This is a genomic window from Pseudothermotoga thermarum DSM 5069, from assembly GCF_000217815.1.
Lineage (GTDB): Bacteria > Thermotogota > Thermotogae > Thermotogales > DSM-5069 > Pseudothermotoga > Pseudothermotoga thermarum.
Window position 1 is genome coordinate 751,437 of sequence record NC_015707.1, and the last position, 17,391, is coordinate 768,827.

The window sequence follows — 17,391 nt, forward strand, 5'->3', positions numbered from 1 at the left end:
GCTTACCCCTCCAGGTTAGAAATTTGCAAGGAACCTTTTATCGTTTTGAATGAAATCACGTATGTCTTTCAAATTGTACTTCAACATTGCGATGCGTTCGACTCCCATTCCAAACGCAAATCCTGTCCATTTCTCAGGATCATAACCAACATTTTTGAAAACGTTTGGATGTACCATTCCAGCTCCAAGTATCTCGAGCCAGCCTGTGTAACCGCATGCTTGACAACCTTTCCCATTGCATACGCCACAGGATACATCCACCTCAAAGCTGGGTTCTGTAAACGGGAAAAAGCTTGGTCTTAAAAGAATTTTTCTGTCCTTTCCGAACATTTCTTGCGCGAATCTTTCAAGCACATATTTCAAATGAGCCACGCTGACGTTTTTGTCAACATAAAGACCCTCGACTTGAGTGAACATTGGAAGATGCGTGGCATCGTAATCACGTCTGTAAACCTTTCCTGGTGAAATTATCGCAATCGGTGGTTGTTTTGCCAGCATCGTTCTTATCTGTACAGGTGAAGTGTGTGTACGTAAAACTATGTTCGAAGCAAGGTAGAACGAATCGTGCTCATCCCTAGCTGGATGCCATTCAGGTGTGTTCAAAGCATCAAAGTTGTGCCAGACGTCTTCGATTTCCGGTCCTTCGACAACTTCAAACCCCATTGAAACAAAAATCATTTCAATTTCTTCCAAGGTTTTGGATATTGGATGTCGATGTCCCACCTTTCTTTTGGCTCCAGGTAAAGTCACATCAACCCAAAGCTTTTCAATGGCTTTTCTTTCTTCCTCTTGCTTCAGTTGATATCTTTTTTCCTCTATCATTGCTTCTATCTTGTCTTTAAGCTCGTTCAAGAGTTTTCCAACCTTTGGCCTTTCTTCTGGTGACAAATTTGCAATGTTTTTCATTTGCTCTGTTATTATCCCTTTTTTCCCAAGGTATAAAGCTTTTACTCTGTCAAGTTCAGATAATTTGTCAACCTTTTCTATATCTTTCATCGCTTTTTCGACTATGTCTTCGAACATGTCAAAACACCCCCGACATATGCCTTGACGGCCTCCAGTAAAGATACCATTCCATCACCTGTGACAAATTTAAAATCTTTGTTGAAAAACGCCACACTTTCAATTTTGTGGATATTCATTGTCCCGGAATCTGTGACTATGGTGTTGCAATTCAAAAATTGAGCCAATTTTTTCAAAAGTTTTATTCGTGTTAACTCACCAAACCTTGGATGATATGGTCCTGCAACTATTGTCTCTTCTTGGTCTTTGGGAACAAACAAACCTATTCGAATTACCTTTACATTTTCAGCAATTAATATTGCAAGCATATCACTGCAAACATCTAAAGCTTCCTCAATGCTCAGTAGTTTATAGATTTTGTCCTTGTACCAATTTTCTAGCTTTGTATTCTTGAGAACAAGAGTTGGATGAATTCTACAAGTTTTTGCACCAATTTCAGCGGTTTTCTCAGCGTTTTTTATTTCCTTCCAATAATCGCTCTCGGGTAATCCCACCATCAAATGAACGCCAAAATCCACACTGTGTTTTTTCAACGTTAAGCAAGCTTGTTCAACCTCCTTTGCCGTGTATCCTCTTTTTGTCGCTTGTAAGACGTCGTCATCGAACGATTGGACGCCTATTTCAACGAACTTCACTCCATGTTCTTTTAACATTGTGATTTTTTCTTCGTCTATTTCATCAGGTCTGGTGGAAATTCTAATTCCCTCGCAAAGTCCCTTTTGAATGTATTTGTTTGCCCATTTTAGGTATAGAAGTTGATCAGATTCGGGTAAACCAGTGAAAGTTCCGCCGTAAAAGGCTATCTCAAATTTTTCTTTAGAAACTTGAAGAAAGGAAGAAATCATCCAATCCAATTCTTGGAATGAAATGGGATTGGATACTCCAGTAATACCCTGTTGGTTGCAGAAAATACATTTGTTTTTACATCCACCTTGAGGTATGAACACAGGAAAGATCCTCAAGTATTTTCCTCCTTTTTTAACTTTTCAAGGGCAAGTTTTGCCGCGACTTTTTCTGCTTCTTTTATGGAGGTACCTTCTCCTACGGCAAGAACTTTTCTTTTAAGGCGAACCTCTACGGTAAATTTTCTCATATGGGAAGGACCTTCTTCTTTAACCAAAACGTACCTTGGTAGCGCTTTGTACTTTGCTTGAGTTAATTCTTGCAGAGCAGTTTTATGATCAAGGATGATTTTACCTTCCGCAACTTGTTTTATGTAAGATTCAAAGTGCGGTAACATTACTCTTTTAACTACCTCGAACCCTCCATCGAGGTACAAAGCACCGATCACAGCTTCAAGTGCATCGGCTAATATCGAATCTCTGTCACGTCCTCCCGTTATTTCCTCACCTCTTCCAAGGAACAAAAATTCTCCTAGGTTTATATCCCTTGCCACCCGGGCAAGAGCTTCTTCGCTAGCCACAGCTGCTTTTATCTTTGCCATGTTTCCTTCCGAAAATTCCTCAAAGTTTTTGTACAAATAATCAGACAGCAGCATTTCTATCACGGAATCGCCAAGAAATTCCAATCTTTCGTTGGAAATCACATCGTTTCTACCCTTTTGTTTTTGTTCATGCACGTACGAAGAATGGCAAAGGGCAATGAATAACAGCCTTGGTTCAAGAAACCAGTATTCTATTTTTTCCATAAAGTTTATAATCCTTTGTAATTCTTCTTCGATCACTTAAGCATCATCTCCAACCTTTCGGCAATCTTGTTTGAGCTGAGGTTGTACAGTTCATAAAGGGCTTCGTATGGACCTGATACGGCATGTTCCTCAACAGCTATTTGTTCAAATTGAGTTGGAATTATACCATTTGTCAGCAAGAATTTGCTGACGATGGCAGCCAACCCAAGAGGAGCTGCGTGATCTTCGACTACAAGCACCTTTCTACCTGAACAATATTTTTTAAGTGTTTCCTTGTCCAAATCAAACGGACATGAGACATTTAAAACAGCAACTTTTCCTTTGAATTGATCTGCGGCTTTGATCGCATTTTCCACCACAGAGCCACACGTAATAATCGTTACAGTATCGCCATCGCGAATAACATCGATCTTTCCATATTCAAATACGTAATTCTCATCGAAGAAAAGAGAACCATCTTCGCGTGTTATTGGGGACATCTTTGCCCTACCCATTGCAACCAGGAAGTTCCCGTATACCCCTGCAATGTAGCGAATAACTCTGTCGGTTTGGTTTGGATCGGCTGGAACTATCACTTTGTAGCCAAGCCAATTTGCCGGTGCGGAAATGTAATCTAATCCATGGTGCGTTTTTCCATCCTCGCCAACGTTCAATCCGCAATGCGTTACAACGACTTTCAAGTTGGTGTTGTTTATGGCGTTCAACCGGTGTTGGTTGTATGTTTCACTGACCCCAAATACTCCAAAGTCCGCGAAGAATGTGACTATTCCCTCACAAGACAAAGCTCCAGCAACTGTTGCGGCATTGTGCTCTTGAACACCGAGTTGGAAAAATCTTTCTGGTGCGTGCTTTTGTACCTCGTCGAGTTTCACCGAAGATGCAAGGTCACAATCTATTGCCACAACAGGCGTTTCTGAATCAAGATTAGCCTTAACTATATCTAACAGTGCCTTTCCAAAAGCGGTTCTGTTATCAATCTTATCTTTGTACGTTCTGAAAGGAGTGGCTTTTATCTTAATCGAGTAATCTGTTTTCGGTTGCTTGTGTTTTGCAAGTGGCAATTCTTTTCTCATCTGAATGTATTTATCAATATCGTTTTCAAGTCCAAGTTCTGCAAGAGCTTTATCCAGTTGCTCCCTGCTCAAGGGCTTACCGTGGAAAGACACATCGTTCTCCATGAACGAAACGCCTTTACCAATAACTGTGTGGGCTATTATTGCAACTGGATGAACCTTATCTTCGTAAGCCTCCTTTAAAGCGTTGAACAGCTGCTCAAAATCGTGTCCATCCACCTCGAGAACTCGCCACCCATCTGCTTCGTAGTTTGCGCGTATGTTGACAGGCATCACATCACGTGCTCTACCTGAAATTTGAGCATCGTTGTAATCTATAACCACAGTTATATTACTCAAACCAAATTTTCTTGCCACCCTGCGAGCTTCTGCAACTTGCCCTTTGGCTTGTTCTGCATCGCTCATTAAAACATAAACATGGTAATCCAGCCCCTTTATCTTACTGGCAAGTGCAAAACCTACACCAGCTGACAACCCTTGACCAAGGTTCCCGGTCGACCAATCAATACCTGGAATTCCTCGGGTGACGTGACCTTCAAAAATACTCGATGGATGTCTAAAACCAGCTATGACTTCATCTATGTTTACAAACCCAAGTCTACCCAAGACAGCATAAACGCCAGGAGAAGTGTGACCATGGCTGATGACTATTCGATCTCGCAAAGGATCGTTGGGATTTTTTGGATCAATGTTTGCAAAGGAATAAACAGACAAGAATATTTCCAGTGAAGACATAGATCCACCGGGATGTCCAGAATTGGCCACATAGGTCATTTTGAGGATATCTCCGCGGCACAATCTTGCAAGTTGCTTGAGGTGGGAAATTGTTTGCTTATCAAAATTTTTCATGCTTTTACCCTCCTTCTGCATCAAATTCTCATTTGCTTAACCTTGATATTATCATCAGCACAACACTCAGTAAAGCGCTGATAATCAAACAAGTCATCAGCGGAAAGTAGAAAACAAACTTGTCTTTTTTGATAATTATATCCCCAGGCAATCTTCCGAAGGGTAAAATCTTTCCCCAAAGGTAAATGAATGCGCCTGCTAAAACCAGCAGTATTCCGATCAGGATCAAAACCTTACCCACTTGGGGCATTCTTCTCACCCCTAAAATACGAGAAAGGTACGTATATCATCTGCCCATCTTCGGAAACCAGAGAGAGTCTTTGTCTAAAGACATCGACGGTTTGAACCTTATATTTCTTGTCCTCATAAACAACTGTTTCACCTTCGCTCGGTATGCCTTCAAGTTCCTTGGCATAAAAGTCGTATTCGTAAAGTAGACAGCACAAAAGCCTTCTACATGCACCAGATATCTTTGCGGTGTTTATCATCAATTGTTGACATTTTGCATGTTTTAAAGTTATGCTGTCAAATTCTCTAAGAAAAGTGCTGCAACATGTTGGTAAACCACACAAGCCTAGTCCTCCAAAAAACCTCATTTCATCTCTAACACCAACTTGTCGAAGTTCTATCCTGGTTTTGAAAATTCTTGCTAGATCTTTGACGAGTTCTCTAAAATCCACCCTAGTTTCGGAACTGAAGAAGAAAACTAACCTTGATCTGTCAAACATGTATCTAGCATGAAGAAGCTTCATTGGAAGCTGGTGTTCTTTGACTTTCTCTTTGCATATTTTCAAAGCTTCCTGTGCATCTTTGAGATTTTGCTCATGAACTGCCAAATCTTCTTGTGTCAACTTTCGAATTATTGGCTTTAGCTCTGATCCTACTTGCTCAATGCTCATCTCGCGCGGGCCAAAGAGAACTTTTCCAACGTCCATACCAAATTCCGTCATAACGAGGACCAGATCGTTTGGTTTTATATCTTCCCCGTTTTCTGCAAAATAGTGTATTTTTCCCTTTGGAAGTATCTCCACCCCATAAACGGTTGCCATAAGTTGCATTTTTTCACCTTCTTGATATCCTTCTCGATAAAATTAACAAGTTGAATAAAGCCAAGGAAGAGTTAAAATTCTTCAACTTGTTTGAAAGGATCGAATCGAGAAATCTTGCAAATTGCAGGTTGTGTATTTGCTTAGATTCCAAGATCAGCTGAATAATTCGGCAACATTCAATTATCAAGTACGACAAATCTAGTTTCTCGGATTTAGAAACAATTTGCGCATGGGTCTCCAGAATGAAATCGTAGTCCTTTGTTTTCATTTCATCAATTAAATTGTTTAGCATGTAAAGCAGCAATATTTTTTGCTGGGCATTTAACTTTTCGTTACCAAAAAGATCCAAAAGTAAATTGACGCTGAAGTTTCTCGGGGTTGGTACAGCATTTTCAAGTAAATACTCAAGCACATCAAAGTCACTGCAAGCAAGTTTGTACAAGCAGTCAAAGTACTCCGTTCCATAGAGTTTTTCGCGTAATTTTTCGAAAAGTTCTTTTGGCAAATAAAGATCGAAAGTTTTTACCCTGCTTCTTATCGTAGGCAAAAGATCGTTGTAACGCATTGTCACAAGTGCTATCGTCGACTTTGAAGGTGGTTCTTCCAAAGTTTTCAACAGTGCATTTGAAGCCTCAGCGAGCATGTTCTCGGCTTGAAAAATTACGACGATTTTTGCATCATTTGTGCTTGCGACAGAAAGGAAATCTATTATGGTTCTCACATCGTCAATTCCGACTTCCTCAAACAAAAGGTAGTCCTTGGTCAATTCCTTTAATACCTTTGGAATAAGGGCTTCGGCCAAACCACGCATTTTACATCTTATGCATATTGAAGAACCAACGTTCTTCTCAAAAAACCATTTGATTCTTTCGGCGGTTTTATCAAGAAGTTCCATCATTTGCATCACCTGTACAAGTCCATCAGTAAACCATAAATTTCTTGAACTTTGGCCGCCAAGTTCAAAGCACCTTTTTCAGCTTCAAGAAGACTTTGAGCTATTTGTTGAAGTTTTTCATCTACTTCTTCAACAACTACGAAAAGATCTGTGCTCGCTTGGAAATCTTTTGACATTTTATAGAGTTTCTTTTCCACAAGTTTTAAAAATTCCTTTACGCTTTCCCTATATCTTTTGAAGTTTTCCTGAGTAGGAGATCTAACAAGCTTGTTGCCACAATCAACGATTCTTTTGATTAAGTCTTCTAATATTTCATTCAATGTTTCCTCTTCGACTATTTCGAATACTTCGGAAAATTTCAACGAATTTGATTCAACCTTTTTTTGGGTACTTCTGGAGATTTTTTTCCTTTTCACCTCGAAATTACGAAGATTCCAGTCTTCCGGTGGATTTATTCTCATGTGAATTACCTCAAGAACAACTTTTTCAAATTTTCAGAATAGGGAGGTTTAACGATTCCCTTTTCGGTGATTATCGCTGTAATAAGTTCATTCTCAGTTACGTCAAAAGCCGGATTGTAGACTTTAACACCTTCGGCGGCTATTCTGATCCCTTGTACGTGAGTGACTTCTTCGTGTGGGCGTTCCTCTATAGGAATTTCTGTTCCGTCTTTTATCGTCAAATCTATCGTTGAAGTAGGTGCAGCCACGTAAAATGGTATGCCATGTTTTTTGGCAAGAACTGCCAAGGAGTAAGTTCCTATTTTGTTTGCAACATCTCCATTTGCTGCTATTCTATCGGCACCTACTATTACTGCATTCACTAATCCTTTTTTCATGACCCATCCTGCCATGTTGTCTGTTATGAGAATTGTTTCTATTCCAAGTTGTACCAATTCCCAGGTTGTTAAACGTGCACCTTGCAAGTATGGCCTTGTCTCATCGACGAAAACTCTTATCTTTTTTCCATTTTCCACTGCCGCTCTAATAACACCTATAGCTGTTCCATAGTCAACAGTCGCAAGGGCGCCGGCGTTGCAGTGAGTCAAAACTGTATCGTTGTCTTTCAAAAGGTTCTGCCCATGCATTCCTATAGAGCGATTGGTTTCTATATCCTCGTAAGCCATTTTCAATGCTTCTTCTTCCAGGCGTTTGATTATACTTTTTCGATCAAGGTTAATGCTTTCATTTAAAACTTTTTCCATCCTATCCAATGCCCAGAATAAGTTAACCGCCGTTGGTCTTGTGGAAGCCAACGTTTGTCGAACTTTTTTCATAAACTCAAGGAACTCATCGTTTTTTCCATCAAATTGTTTTGCACCTAAAACATATCCAAATGCCGCGGTAACACCTATCGCAGGTGCACCGCGGACAACCATATCTTTAATGGCAAAAGCAACTTCTTCAAAGGTTTTACAGTGGACAAAAACTTTGCTGTGCGGTAGTTTTCTTTGATCAACAAGGATAAGACAATCCCCAGTCCATTCCATTGTCAAAGTCTTCAAAGTCATTGATTTTTTTGTCCCTCCTCCACTAGAAGGTAAATCTTTATGTCGCTGGATTCTTTGAAAGCTTTGAAATCTTCGCTTATCCATTTTAACCAAAGTTCTTGTGCTTTTGCTTCCTTCAACATATCAACTATATCCTGATAAACTTCTTCAAGTGGAAGATAAGTTTTGCTTCTTTTATCCATGACTCGGTAAATTTCCCAACCACCAGCTGTTTCAAATGGTCCTAAGATTGCGTTAACTGGGCTTGCAAAAAGTTTTTCTTCTATCTCCTTGTTGATGAAATAGCTGTTTCTTTCAACCCATCCAAGGTCACCTGCTCTGTCTTTCGATAAAGGATCTATGGAAACCTCAGCCGCAATTTTCTGAAAGTCTTCTCCAGCCCTTAGCCTAGCCAGTACATTGTCGGCTTCTGCTTTTGAGCCAACTATTATCCTCAAAGCTTTTACAGCTTCTTGCAAAGCGAATTCTTCTTTGTTTTTGTTGTAATAATCTTCAACTTCCGATTTGCTTATTTCGACAGATGTTACTGCATTTTGTATAGCTTCGACAGATTTTTGCACAGTGAAAATTCTCCTTAGCCTGTTTTTGAATGTTTCCAAGGTTCCAAGTCCAGATATTCTCAAGTACCAATCGAGATCCGATTCTGTGATTCCATAAGTTGAAAGCGTTCTGTTGAGTTCTTCGTTGACCAAGTTTTCTATCTCCTCTTTCTTTGGCGCTACACCCATTTTCTCAGCCATTTGAACGATCAGAACTTGGTCTATCAAATTGTTCAAAACCTCTCTTTTGTATCGAAGTAGAACATTCATGCCTTCAGAAGTGTTAACAAGAACTTGGTAGAATCTCTCATCAATCGATCGAATTTCGAAAAGTAATCTTTCAACATTTGCTTCTTCGTTGAGTTGTTGCATGGTTATGATTGTTCCATTTACTTCTGCTACCACAGTGTCATCTGGATTAGCAGTTTGAGCCAACAGCAAGCCAAAGCTTAATGCAACCACCGTTAAAATCAAAAGAATTTTTTTCATACCAACTCTCCTCCTTTCGCCTTTTCCCAAAGCTCATCAAGTTGAGCTAAAGAGAGTTCCTTCAAATTCATTCCATTTTTTCTGGCGTATTCTTCGATAAGGTTAAAGCGCTTGACAAACTTTTCCGTGGCTTTCCTTAATGCAAGCTCTGGATCAACGTTGAGAAATCTAGCAACGTTTACCACTGCAAAAAGTAAGTCTCCTATTTCCTCCGTTAATTGTTTTTGTTCCCCCCTTTCCATTGCTTTCTTAAGTTCTTCAATTTCTTCCATTACTTTCTCCAAAGCCCCAGACACATCTGGCCAATCAAATCCAACGGCTGCGGCATTTTCTTGAATGCGTCTGGCTAAACTGAGCGCAGGTAAAGCCTGATTGATTTTACCAATGCTTGATTTTGTTTCATCTCCTTTTTCTTTTGATTTGATCTCTTCCCACTGTTGGTAAGAATAGCCAGGGCTTTGACCAAACACATGTGGATGTCTTCTGATGAGTTTATCCTTGAGAGTTTTCATAACATCTGCGATGTCAAAAGTCCCATTCTCGGAGGCAATTTGGGAGTGAAATATAACTTGGAGCAACACGTCTCCCAGTTCTTCTTTCATTTTTTTTGTATCTTTGTTGTCTATTGCTTCAACAAGTTCGAATGCTTCCTCGACGACGTATGGTTTTAAAGATTCATGAGTTTGAGCACGATCCCATGGACAGCCTTTTTCAGAACGAAGTGTTTTCATTATTGAGATCAAACTATCAAATTCTGAACATATTTTATCCAAAGATCAAACCCTCCTTTTCAGTGAAACAACTTCAACACGGTCTGAACAATCTTCCGCCCGGTCTGCGATGTCAGCAATGTTTCTGACAAGTTCTTTGAGATGCAATTTTTGGGGATAAGGTATATCGCTGGCAAAAATGCTTTTTATCGTTTTTCTTTCCTCAACATCAACTTCGTGTTCCTTCTGCTCAGTTAAAAGTACATACTCACCAACCTTATCCAAGTCTTCAAAAAGATAATATATGGAAAGTTTAAGAGCTTCATAAGTTTCTATGGATAGATCAAGGATTCTGAGGAAGTTCATTCTAAGTTCCTGTGGGATGAAAGGCCTTTCGAATTCAAGCATATCTGCAACATATTCAGCTTTATTTGCCACTTTATCCGCCGATTCGATTATCCCAAGCAGGTCTCCTCTGAAGTTTGGAAGAAAAGCCCCACCATACATCGTCGATTCAATTTGCCTTCTCAAATCATCTGCACGATGCTCGTTGACTCTCACCTTTTCGGCTAACTCTTGAAATTCATCCTTGCTGTCAAGGTAAGCTTTGATGGCTTCTCGAAGGTTTGTAAGAGTATTGCCTATCACGTCCAAGAAATTTAAGACTTTGTCAACGATTTCCCTTTCTTTTTTACCCAAAATCCAACTCATCTTAAAACTTCTCCCCTCAATTGAAAAACTTTATACCTCCATTGCGCAATTATACTTTACCATAACAAAGAAAAAAAGAAGACCATGTTGACCAATGTGTTATGAAATATTCCATGAATAACAAATTGTTTCTCCTCAAAATCAATTTTGCTCATCGATGGTTCAAAAAATTCAAATATTTTTCAAAATCATCGAATTAAAGCTTGAAAAAGCTCAGTGTTTAATTTTTACTTTCCGTATACTTTATAATGGACTGCAGTCCAAAAAGACCAACGACTTTGTTGGTCGTTTTTGTTGTGCCACAAAATCTTTGTGAAGGAAGAAGGAAATAAATAAAAAAAGAGGAATATAACTGCAGTCCAAATTGATTAAAAGGTTATTAGGATTTGGGGTGTTAACCACAGAAATTTATAAAGGGAGGTTAGGAAAGTTGTTCTCAAATACAATTGATGTTCTCAAATCAACCATGGATGTTTGCGTCTTAAGGCAAAATGTTCACGCGCAAAATATAGCAAACGCTGAAACGCCTGGATATAAGAGAAAATACGTTGCTTTTGAGGAGCTGCTTAAGTCAGAGATGAGGCTTTCATTAGTAAGAACACACGAAAAGCATATGTCCTCATCGCAAAGGTCATTTGGTCCGAAGATCTTCACTGAAAAGGATGTTTATTATCGAAACGATGAAACAGGGGTTGACATCGATTTTGAAATAGCTCAAATGACAATGAACGGTTTGAAATACGAGATTCTTTCAAGATTGGTGAGCAAAAACTTTGAATATTACAACATAGTCTTACGAGGTGTATAATCATGTATGAGTTTTTAACGATGAAAGTCAGCGCGTCTGGTATGACTGCGCAACGGCTTCGGTTGGATATCATTTCAAGCAACATTGCAAATTCTGAGACAACCAGAACCGACAGAGGAGGTCCATACAGAAGAAGAGTACCAATATTTTCAGAATATATTCTCAAGTTTGGTCCAGCAAAAAGCAGTGGTGTGAAAGTGGTAAGAATAGAAGAGGATCCTTCGCCGTTTAGGCTTGTTTATGATCCAAGTCATCCAGATGCAGACGAAAATGGTTATGTGAGATTGCCAAACGTCAATGTTCTAAGAGAAATGATAGATCTGATAAACGCCCAAAGATCATATGAAGCCAATGTTGCCGCGTTCAATACGACGAAAGCGATGATAAACAGCGCTTTGCAAATAGGAAGGGGATGATTGAATGATAGATAAAATATCGGGTTTTACAGGTGGCTCTAATCTCGATAAGCCAAGGGTTAACAAGTCTAGTTCAGATTTTTCCTCTATATTGAAGGATGCCATAGAAAAAGTCAACCAAATGCAGAAGAATGCAGAAAAACTTGCGACTGACTTTGCGCTTGGAAGGATAAGTAACATTCATGAAGTTATAATAGAAGCTGAAAAAGCCACAATAGCTTTGAGGTTGACGAATGAAGTCAGAAACAAAATAGTCGAAGCTTATAGGGAAATCATGAGAATGCAATTGTAAGCTTGATTTGTTTGACTTTGCCAGCCGTTTAGTTGACAATCAAACGTTGTCATGGTAAAATTACAGATGGTTGGCCGGGGTGGCGGAATTGGCAGACGCTGCGGACTTAAAATCCGCTGGAGGAGAGTCCTCCGTGTCGGTTCGACTCCGATCCCCGGCACCAAAGTGAAAGAAATCCTCGATTGAATGGTATTTCGATTGAAAAATATATTCGGTGCGGGGTGGAGCAGCCAGGCAGCTCGTTGGGCTCATAACCCAAAGGTCGCAGGTTCAAATCCTGCCCCCGCTACCAGAAAAAACCGGGGCTGTTGATGCCCCGGTTTATTTTTTTTTTGATTAAACGCTGAATCAAAACAATCTACCGGCCGGCAATACAAGTTTTAAGACCTTTTCGAAAACATACCATATTCCAAAAGTTGTTGCCACCGAATAAGCTGCACTGAAGAAAAGGTCGATTTTTCGAAAATCTGGCTTCAAAAGCAAGTAGGTAACCATAGAGAGAAAAATCGTCGCCAGAATGAATCCAAAATAATCCATGAGGATAACATACACAATGGAACATACGATATAAGTAATGACTCTCAACAGTGCTTTCAAATCAATATTTGTAACTTTCCTTTCTTGTTTAATCTCTTTGAGCATTTTGGTAAATGATACGGCAAGCCAAAGAATCGATAAACAGATCAAAGCAACAGAGAAAATTTTTGGAAAAACATCCCCAGGAAGAAGTGTTCCAAATTTTAAAATCCTGATCCTGTAGGATTCTCTAAGAAATGCAATACCTGTAATTAGAAAGCCAATTGATGCGAAGAATTCTTTCATTGATCTCATTATCCTATGACTCCTTTCGAAACCTGGCGTGCCAGCGCTGACACGCCAGGGGAAAATGTGTTAACTATTTTTTCCTTTTCCAGAGAGTTTTCTGTAGTTTTCATCAGCAGCTTTCCAATACTCTTCAAGAGCTGCGCCAGTTCTAAAATCAACAATTATGTTCATTTCTTCCATTCTCTTTTGGAACTCAGGATTATTCGCGATTTTTTCAATGATGCTATTGAATTGGTCGACTATTGATTTCGGGGTTTTTGGTGGGAAGAAGAAAGTGTTCGATAGCCTGAAGATATAGTCCTTATAACCCAATTCTACAGTTGTTGGAACGTCTGGTAATAGTTTGATTCTTTCTGTGTCATGAACTGCCAAAGCTTTTAATTCACCAGATTTAAGATAAGGTATGGCACTGGGCAATCCAACCATGGCAAGGTCTATGTGACCACCAAGCAAGGCTGTTATCCTTGGAGTATCTCCTCCCTCGTAAGGAACAGCCCTCAAAGCTCCTGGAACGATTGCTTCAATACCAGCATATTCAAAGTAAGCAACGCCACCTGTACCAAATCCTATGGCGTATTTCTTTGGATTAGCTTTGGCATCCTTTAAAGCTTCTTTCAAATTTTTCCAAGGCATATTTGCTCTAGTGAGAGTTACTCTTGGCGAGACTATAACCATGCATGCCGGTGTGAAATCGTACCAGTTGAGAGGTGATACATCCGTGTAATAGTTACCAAGCATTGCTTCGTGATACCAAAATACGATCGACCCATCTGGTTTGGACTTAAAAACATAATCTGCTGCAACTGCTCCTTCAACACCAACCATGTTTACAACAACCATATCCTGCCCTGTGTACTGTTTCCAATATTCAGAGATGATCCTTGCTGTAATATCGCTTATTCCACCTGCGCATATGGAACAATAACTGTAACAGGACCAGAGGGGTACTGCTCAGCAAGTAGTACAACGGAGAACAGCATAAACAGAGTTAAACTTGTTAAAAACACTTTCTTTAACATACTTTCACCTCCTGCAATCTCGCTAAATTTATGAACCTGCTAACTTCTTGGCAGTTCTTGCCGCTTTCACATTGATATACCAACCAAGTGCAAACAAGATTGCCGCCCCAATGAGCAAGCTTAAGGATATTGGCCTTGTAAACAGTGGTTTCAAACTGCCATCGTACATAGCTAAACCTTGTCTAAAATTCTTCTCCACAATTGGTCCAAGTATGAAAGCAGTTATCAATGGTACAAGAGGAAATTCTATCTTCCTTAAAACATAACCTATCAATCCAAAAATAAAGACAATCCAGATGTCAAATATTCTGTTGTACAAGCCGTACGCACCTATTGCCATACAAGCGGCGATCGCTGGAAAAAGGTAATAAGATTTTATGCTTAAACTGTAGATCAAAAATTTCATCAATAATATTCCTATGATAACCATTACGATTATCCCGACCAACTGTGCTGCGAAAACTGTATACGCATATTGAGGGCTATCTCTGAACAAAAGCGGCCCAGGAAAAAGTCCATGAATCATGAATCCACCTATCATCATCGCTGTGACAGAATCGCCTGGTATGCCAAGGGAAAGCAATGGCACTAACGCCCCTGGAATTGTTGCGTTGTTGGCAACCTCGGATGCAATTATTCCATCAGGTATGCCTGTTCCAAACTTCTCTGGGTGTTTAGAGCTTGATTTTGCAAGCCCATATGCGAGTACGCTTGAGGTAGCTCCCCCAACTCCTGGAAAGACTCCTGTGACAAAACCAACTATCATCGATCTTATGAAATTCGCAGGTTGCCTAAGAATTTCCTTCAAGGCCCAGGAAACAGCTTTTAAACCCATACCAGCTTTTCTTGCCTCTAGTGGGACAATGTTCTGGGTTCTTTTTTCTATTGCAATCATTATTTCAGAAATGCCAAACAGTCCTATGAGTAAAGGTAAGATATCTATACCAGCAGCAAGACCGCGTATTCCAAAGGTGAGCCTTCTTACTCCAGTTATATCCATTCCTATCATTGATAGCATAAACCCTACAATCAAGCTGATAGCATTTTTTATAAATCCTCCTTCGATGATGCTCATACAACCAGCAAATGCTAAAACGCCAAGTGCAAAATACTCATAAGGCCCGAATTTTAAAGCGAATTGAGCTATGGCATAAGTTGCAACTATCATCAAGAAGATGGCGATAAAACCGCCAAGGAACGATGACATCAACCCTAAGCCAAGTGCTTTGGCTGATTCTCCTCTCTTTGACATCGGGTAGGCATCAAAAGTTGTCGCTATAGACGAGGGGGTACCAGGAATGTTTATCAAAGCCGCGGATATAAAACCACAGTTATGGTGCTTATCATTTTATATAAAATTTTTTTGCAAATGTAAAGTTGAAAAAATGAGATTTGCAAACAACTATTTGGAAAAATGTCTTGTTTTTCCAAAAAAATATTCAAGTTCGCAATTTTTCGTGATCTTTTTAGTAATCTCACGTTTTATCTAATTATTCAAACTTTGTTTATTTACATCTCAGGAAAAAATCCAAAAAGGTATGCTTAAAACTCATACAATTACTCAAGAGCAGCTTGAAGAAAAAAATCTCGCAAAAGAAAATTTTATGGTTGTAAAAAAATCATAAATTATTCTATGTATCACTTAGTCCTATAAAGCCTATCGCCAGCGTCACCCAAACCAGGTAAGATGTATCCATGATCGTTCAACTGTCTGTCCAAAGAGGCTGTGTAGATTTTCACGTCTGGAAAATTCTTTTCTACCTCTAAAACGCCTTCAGGAGCTGCTATCAAGGAAACAAAAACAATCTGCTTCGCACCTTTTTCTTTTAAAATTCGAATTGCGTGCACAGCCGAAAATCCCGTTGCGAGCATCGGATCAAGCAGGAAAGTCACGGTACTGTTTGATAAATCCGGTAATTTGCAATAGTACTGAACAGGTTTTAAAGTCAGAGGATCCCTGTAGATTCCTATATGTCCCACAGAAGCGTTTGGAAGTAATTCCAATATGCTGTCCACCATTCCAAGCCCAGCTCTCAGGATGGGGACAACGACTATTTTCTTGTCTTCGATGGCATAACCTTTTGTTTTTTCCAACGGTGTTTCAATCTCAACTTCTATTGTTTCTATGTTTCTTGTCGCCTCATAAGCAAGAAGAAACGTTATTTCTCTTAAAAGTTCCCTGAATTCTTTTGGACCGGTATTTTTGTTCCTCATTATGGTGAGCTTGTGCTTTATCAAAGGATGATCGACTATGAATAAGTTTTTCACTTTGCCACCCTCCCTGTATCAATTTCCAAAAAGGCAAAATAAAAGGGGAGTTTTTGTCAACTCCCCTTTTGAATCGGCCCAAAGTTTTTAAATGGCCAAATGCGCAATATTGGTTTACCTATTATATGATCTACTGGTACAAAGCCAAAATATCTGCTGTCAAAGCTTTCGGGGCTGTTGTCTCCCATCATGAAATAAAATCCTTCAGGTACGATTATGGATATTCCTTCATCGGTTTGTTTGATAAAATCGCGAGGGTTCAAACTTTCGTAGACATCGTCGTCGAACACTATGCCAAGTGGAACAGGATACATTCCTCCAACGATGGAGAAAACCAAATTTGCCGCCAAAGGATCTTGTTTAGCCAATTGTTGGAGGTACTCTCGGTAAGCACTTTGATTTTGTCTTAGCTTGCTTGCCTCAATCAACCAATTCCAAAGATCAGGGTATCGAAATACCCCATCTGGAAGGTAAGCTATGTCCTTCAAACTTTCGGGTATTGTACCGTTCACGTAAACCCGGTATTTTCCTGTATCATCGATTTTTATCTGTATTACATCCCCAGGCTTTCCAACAACTCTTTTTACGTATTTTACGTGGCCTTTGAACCTTGCAGGTGCGAATAGATCCATGAATTTGTCGAATAAGCGAAGCATCTGTTGCGCTCTTTCATCGACGAAAGGCGACCAAAAAACAACAATATCACCTGTCTCAGGTTTTCTAACAGTATAGGTGATTTTCTCTATGAACAACCTGTCGTTGATGTTTATGGTTGGTATCATGGATCCAGTTGGTACTAGCATGGTTTCGAAGACAAAAAGCCTTATTATTGTTGCGGCGACTACGGCGTACAAAAAGGCTTTTAACCATTCAATTGCTTCTTCTTTAAGCGTTTTTCTTCTCATCTTCATTGGTTGGTATTTCTTTTCGTTCTTTAAGTTTTATTTTACCTTTGACATCACGCAAATAATAAAGCTTGGCACGCCTTGATGTCGATTTTTTGACAACTTCGATCTTTTCTATAACTGGTGAATGATATGGAAAGATTCTCTCAACACCTATACCACCGCTCGCTATCTTTCTGACGGTAAAGGTTTTTCCAAGACCAGAACCGCGGATGCTTATCACTATGCCTTCGAAAGCTTGTATCCTTTCTTTACCACCTTCGACAACCTTTACATGCACTCTCACAGTGTCTCCTGGCCTAAAATCGGGATGTTGTCGATACTGATCTTTTTCAACCAGCCTAACTAGATTATCCATGCTC

At 39.6% G+C, this 17,391-nt stretch carries 22 protein-coding genes and 2 tRNA genes; 5 read left to right on the top strand and 19 right to left on the bottom strand.

The window, feature by feature from the left end:
• Positions 1-15 precede the first annotated feature (15 nt).
• Genes THETH_RS03865 through THETH_RS03920 form a run of 12 tightly spaced genes read right to left on the bottom strand, consistent with a single transcriptional unit; the run spans position 16 to position 10,496 of the window.
• Positions 16-1,023, bottom strand: coding sequence for a phenylalanine--tRNA ligase subunit alpha (locus THETH_RS03865; protein ID WP_013932072.1), 1,008 nt, complete (start codon positions 1,021-1,023; stop codon positions 16-18).
• Entirely contained in the window at positions 1,008-1,985 is a 978-nt protein-coding gene (locus THETH_RS03870) for an elongator complex protein 3 (protein ID WP_013932073.1), read from the bottom strand. Before THETH_RS03870 ends, THETH_RS03865 begins: the two co-directional genes overlap by 16 nt.
• The gene (gene rnc / locus THETH_RS03875) at positions 1,982-2,707 is read right to left on the bottom strand and encodes a ribonuclease III (protein ID WP_013932074.1); all 726 of its coding nucleotides are present in this window, start codon (positions 2,705-2,707) and stop codon (positions 1,982-1,984) included. The genes THETH_RS03870 and rnc overlap by 4 nt, the downstream gene beginning before the upstream one ends.
• On the bottom strand, positions 2,704-4,593 hold the full coding sequence (locus THETH_RS03880; RefSeq protein ID WP_013932075.1) for a transketolase: 1,890 nt from the start codon (positions 4,591-4,593) through the stop codon (positions 2,704-2,706). Before THETH_RS03880 ends, rnc begins: the two co-directional genes overlap by 4 nt.
• A gap of 28 nt (positions 4,594-4,621) precedes the next feature.
• The gene (locus THETH_RS03885; RefSeq protein WP_013932076.1) at positions 4,622-4,843 is read right to left on the bottom strand and encodes a DUF2905 domain-containing protein; all 222 of its coding nucleotides are present in this window, start codon (positions 4,841-4,843) and stop codon (positions 4,622-4,624) included.
• On the bottom strand, positions 4,827-5,651 hold the full coding sequence (locus tag THETH_RS03890) for a PSP1 domain-containing protein (RefSeq protein ID WP_013932077.1): 825 nt from the start codon (positions 5,649-5,651) through the stop codon (positions 4,827-4,829). Before THETH_RS03890 ends, THETH_RS03885 begins: the two co-directional genes overlap by 17 nt.
• A 4-nt stretch (positions 5,652-5,655) precedes the next feature.
• Positions 5,656-6,537, bottom strand: coding sequence for a hypothetical protein (locus THETH_RS03895; protein WP_041446390.1), 882 nt, complete (start codon positions 6,535-6,537; stop codon positions 5,656-5,658).
• 8 nt (positions 6,538-6,545) lie between these two features.
• A complete protein-coding gene (locus tag THETH_RS03900) occupies positions 6,546-6,998 on the bottom strand; it encodes a YaaR family protein (protein ID WP_013932079.1) in 453 nt (150 codons plus the stop codon).
• Positions 6,999-7,003: 5 nt separating this feature from the next.
• Entirely contained in the window at positions 7,004-8,047 is a 1,044-nt protein-coding gene (gene mtnA, locus THETH_RS03905; protein WP_013932080.1) for an S-methyl-5-thioribose-1-phosphate isomerase, read from the bottom strand.
• Positions 8,044-9,075 carry a peptidyl-prolyl cis-trans isomerase gene (locus THETH_RS03910; protein ID WP_013932081.1) on the bottom strand — a complete coding sequence of 344 codons (1,032 nt, stop codon included), beginning with the start codon at positions 9,073-9,075 and terminating at the stop codon, positions 8,044-8,046. Before THETH_RS03910 ends, mtnA begins: the two co-directional genes overlap by 4 nt.
• Positions 9,072-9,848, bottom strand: a complete 777-nt coding sequence (gene mazG / locus THETH_RS03915) for a nucleoside triphosphate pyrophosphohydrolase (protein ID WP_013932082.1) — start codon at positions 9,846-9,848, stop codon at positions 9,072-9,074. The genes THETH_RS03910 and mazG overlap by 4 nt, the downstream gene beginning before the upstream one ends.
• A gap of 3 nt (positions 9,849-9,851) precedes the next feature.
• Complete coding sequence (locus tag THETH_RS03920; protein ID WP_013932083.1) at positions 9,852-10,496, bottom strand: TIGR00153 family protein; 645 nt, start codon at positions 10,494-10,496, stop codon at positions 9,852-9,854.
• Positions 10,497-10,926: 430 nt separating this feature from the next.
• Here THETH_RS03920 and flgB point away from each other — a divergent pair, with 430 nt between their 5' ends.
• The 5 genes from flgB (at position 10,927) to THETH_RS03945 (ending at position 12,304) form a co-directional block, all read left to right on the top strand.
• Positions 10,927-11,304, top strand: a complete 378-nt coding sequence (gene flgB / locus THETH_RS03925) for a flagellar basal body rod protein FlgB (RefSeq protein ID WP_013932084.1) — start codon at positions 10,927-10,929, stop codon at positions 11,302-11,304.
• A gap of 2 nt (positions 11,305-11,306) precedes the next feature.
• On the top strand, positions 11,307-11,720 hold the full coding sequence (flgC, locus tag THETH_RS03930) for a flagellar basal body rod protein FlgC (protein ID WP_013932085.1): 414 nt from the start codon (positions 11,307-11,309) through the stop codon (positions 11,718-11,720).
• 4 nt (positions 11,721-11,724) lie between these two features.
• Positions 11,725-12,012, top strand: coding sequence for a flagellar hook-basal body complex protein FliE (fliE, locus tag THETH_RS03935; protein WP_013932086.1), 288 nt, complete (start codon positions 11,725-11,727; stop codon positions 12,010-12,012).
• A 73-nt stretch (positions 12,013-12,085) separates the two neighbouring features.
• Positions 12,086-12,175, top strand: a tRNA-Leu gene (locus tag THETH_RS03940).
• 52 nt (positions 12,176-12,227) lie between these two features.
• A tRNA-Met gene (locus THETH_RS03945) sits at positions 12,228-12,304 on the top strand.
• Between the two features lie 56 nt (positions 12,305-12,360).
• Here THETH_RS03945 and THETH_RS03950 read toward each other — a convergent pair.
• The 7 genes from THETH_RS03950 to rplS form a co-directional block, all read right to left on the bottom strand.
• Positions 12,361-12,843, bottom strand: a complete 483-nt coding sequence (locus THETH_RS03950; RefSeq protein WP_013932087.1) for a tripartite tricarboxylate transporter TctB family protein — start codon at positions 12,841-12,843, stop codon at positions 12,361-12,363.
• A gap of 60 nt (positions 12,844-12,903) precedes the next feature.
• Positions 12,904-13,677 (bottom strand): tripartite tricarboxylate transporter substrate binding protein, encoded by a 774-nt coding sequence (locus THETH_RS03955; RefSeq protein WP_095522076.1) that lies wholly within the window; start codon positions 13,675-13,677, stop codon positions 12,904-12,906.
• Between the two features lie 56 nt (positions 13,678-13,733).
• A complete protein-coding gene (locus THETH_RS10975; RefSeq protein WP_281012785.1) occupies positions 13,734-13,856 on the bottom strand; it encodes a hypothetical protein in 123 nt (40 codons plus the stop codon).
• A gap of 28 nt (positions 13,857-13,884) precedes the next feature.
• Entirely contained in the window at positions 13,885-15,177 is a 1,293-nt protein-coding gene (locus THETH_RS03960) for a tripartite tricarboxylate transporter permease (protein WP_083815660.1), read from the bottom strand.
• Between the two features lie 317 nt (positions 15,178-15,494).
• The gene (gene upp / locus THETH_RS03970; protein ID WP_013932089.1) at positions 15,495-16,124 is read right to left on the bottom strand and encodes a uracil phosphoribosyltransferase; all 630 of its coding nucleotides are present in this window, start codon (positions 16,122-16,124) and stop codon (positions 15,495-15,497) included.
• 56 nt (positions 16,125-16,180) lie between these two features.
• The gene (gene lepB, locus THETH_RS03975; protein ID WP_013932090.1) at positions 16,181-17,035 is read right to left on the bottom strand and encodes a signal peptidase I; all 855 of its coding nucleotides are present in this window, start codon (positions 17,033-17,035) and stop codon (positions 16,181-16,183) included.
• Positions 17,010-17,387, bottom strand: coding sequence for a 50S ribosomal protein L19 (rplS, locus tag THETH_RS03980; protein WP_157723379.1), 378 nt, complete (start codon positions 17,385-17,387; stop codon positions 17,010-17,012). Before rplS ends, lepB begins: the two co-directional genes overlap by 26 nt.
• Positions 17,388-17,391: the final 4 nt, after the last annotated feature.

What these genes read in the sequence shown, in the direction of transcription:
- THETH_RS03890 (WP_013932077.1), bottom strand. Translation starts at nt 5,651, where the DNA reads ATGCAACTTATGGCAACCGTTTATGGGGTGGAGATACTTCCAAAGGGA.
- fliE (WP_013932086.1), top strand. Translation starts at nt 11,725, where the DNA reads ATGATAGATAAAATATCGGGTTTTACAGGTGGCTCTAATCTCGATAAG.
- lepB (WP_013932090.1), bottom strand. Translation starts at nt 17,035, where the DNA reads ATGAAGATGAGAAGAAAAACGCTTAAAGAAGAAGCAATTGAATGGTTA.
- mtnA (WP_013932080.1), bottom strand. Translation starts at nt 8,047, where the DNA reads ATGACTTTGAAGACTTTGACAATGGAATGGACTGGGGATTGTCTTATC.
- THETH_RS03950 (WP_013932087.1), bottom strand. Translation starts at nt 12,843, where the DNA reads ATGAGATCAATGAAAGAATTCTTCGCATCAATTGGCTTTCTAATTACA.
- THETH_RS03865 (WP_013932072.1), bottom strand. Translation starts at nt 1,023, where the DNA reads ATGTTCGAAGACATAGTCGAAAAAGCGATGAAAGATATAGAAAAGGTT.
- THETH_RS03955 (WP_095522076.1), bottom strand. Translation starts at nt 13,677, where the DNA reads ATGGTTGTTGTAAACATGGTTGGTGTTGAAGGAGCAGTTGCAGCAGAT.
- THETH_RS03885 (WP_013932076.1), bottom strand. Translation starts at nt 4,843, where the DNA reads ATGCCCCAAGTGGGTAAGGTTTTGATCCTGATCGGAATACTGCTGGTT.
- flgC (WP_013932085.1), top strand. Translation starts at nt 11,307, where the DNA reads ATGTATGAGTTTTTAACGATGAAAGTCAGCGCGTCTGGTATGACTGCG.
- THETH_RS03900 (WP_013932079.1), bottom strand. Translation starts at nt 6,998, where the DNA reads ATGAGAATAAATCCACCGGAAGACTGGAATCTTCGTAATTTCGAGGTG.
- THETH_RS03910 (WP_013932081.1), bottom strand. Translation starts at nt 9,075, where the DNA reads ATGAAAAAAATTCTTTTGATTTTAACGGTGGTTGCATTAAGCTTTGGC.
- THETH_RS03920 (WP_013932083.1), bottom strand. Translation starts at nt 10,496, where the DNA reads ATGAGTTGGATTTTGGGTAAAAAAGAAAGGGAAATCGTTGACAAAGTC.
- rplS (WP_157723379.1), bottom strand. Translation starts at nt 17,387, where the DNA reads ATGGATAATCTAGTTAGGCTGGTTGAAAAAGATCAGTATCGACAACAT.
- THETH_RS03880 (WP_013932075.1), bottom strand. Translation starts at nt 4,593, where the DNA reads ATGAAAAATTTTGATAAGCAAACAATTTCCCACCTCAAGCAACTTGCA.
- THETH_RS03895 (WP_041446390.1), bottom strand. Translation starts at nt 6,537, where the DNA reads ATGGAACTTCTTGATAAAACCGCCGAAAGAATCAAATGGTTTTTTGAG.
- THETH_RS10975 (WP_281012785.1), bottom strand. Translation starts at nt 13,856, where the DNA reads ATGTTAAAGAAAGTGTTTTTAACAAGTTTAACTCTGTTTATGCTGTTC.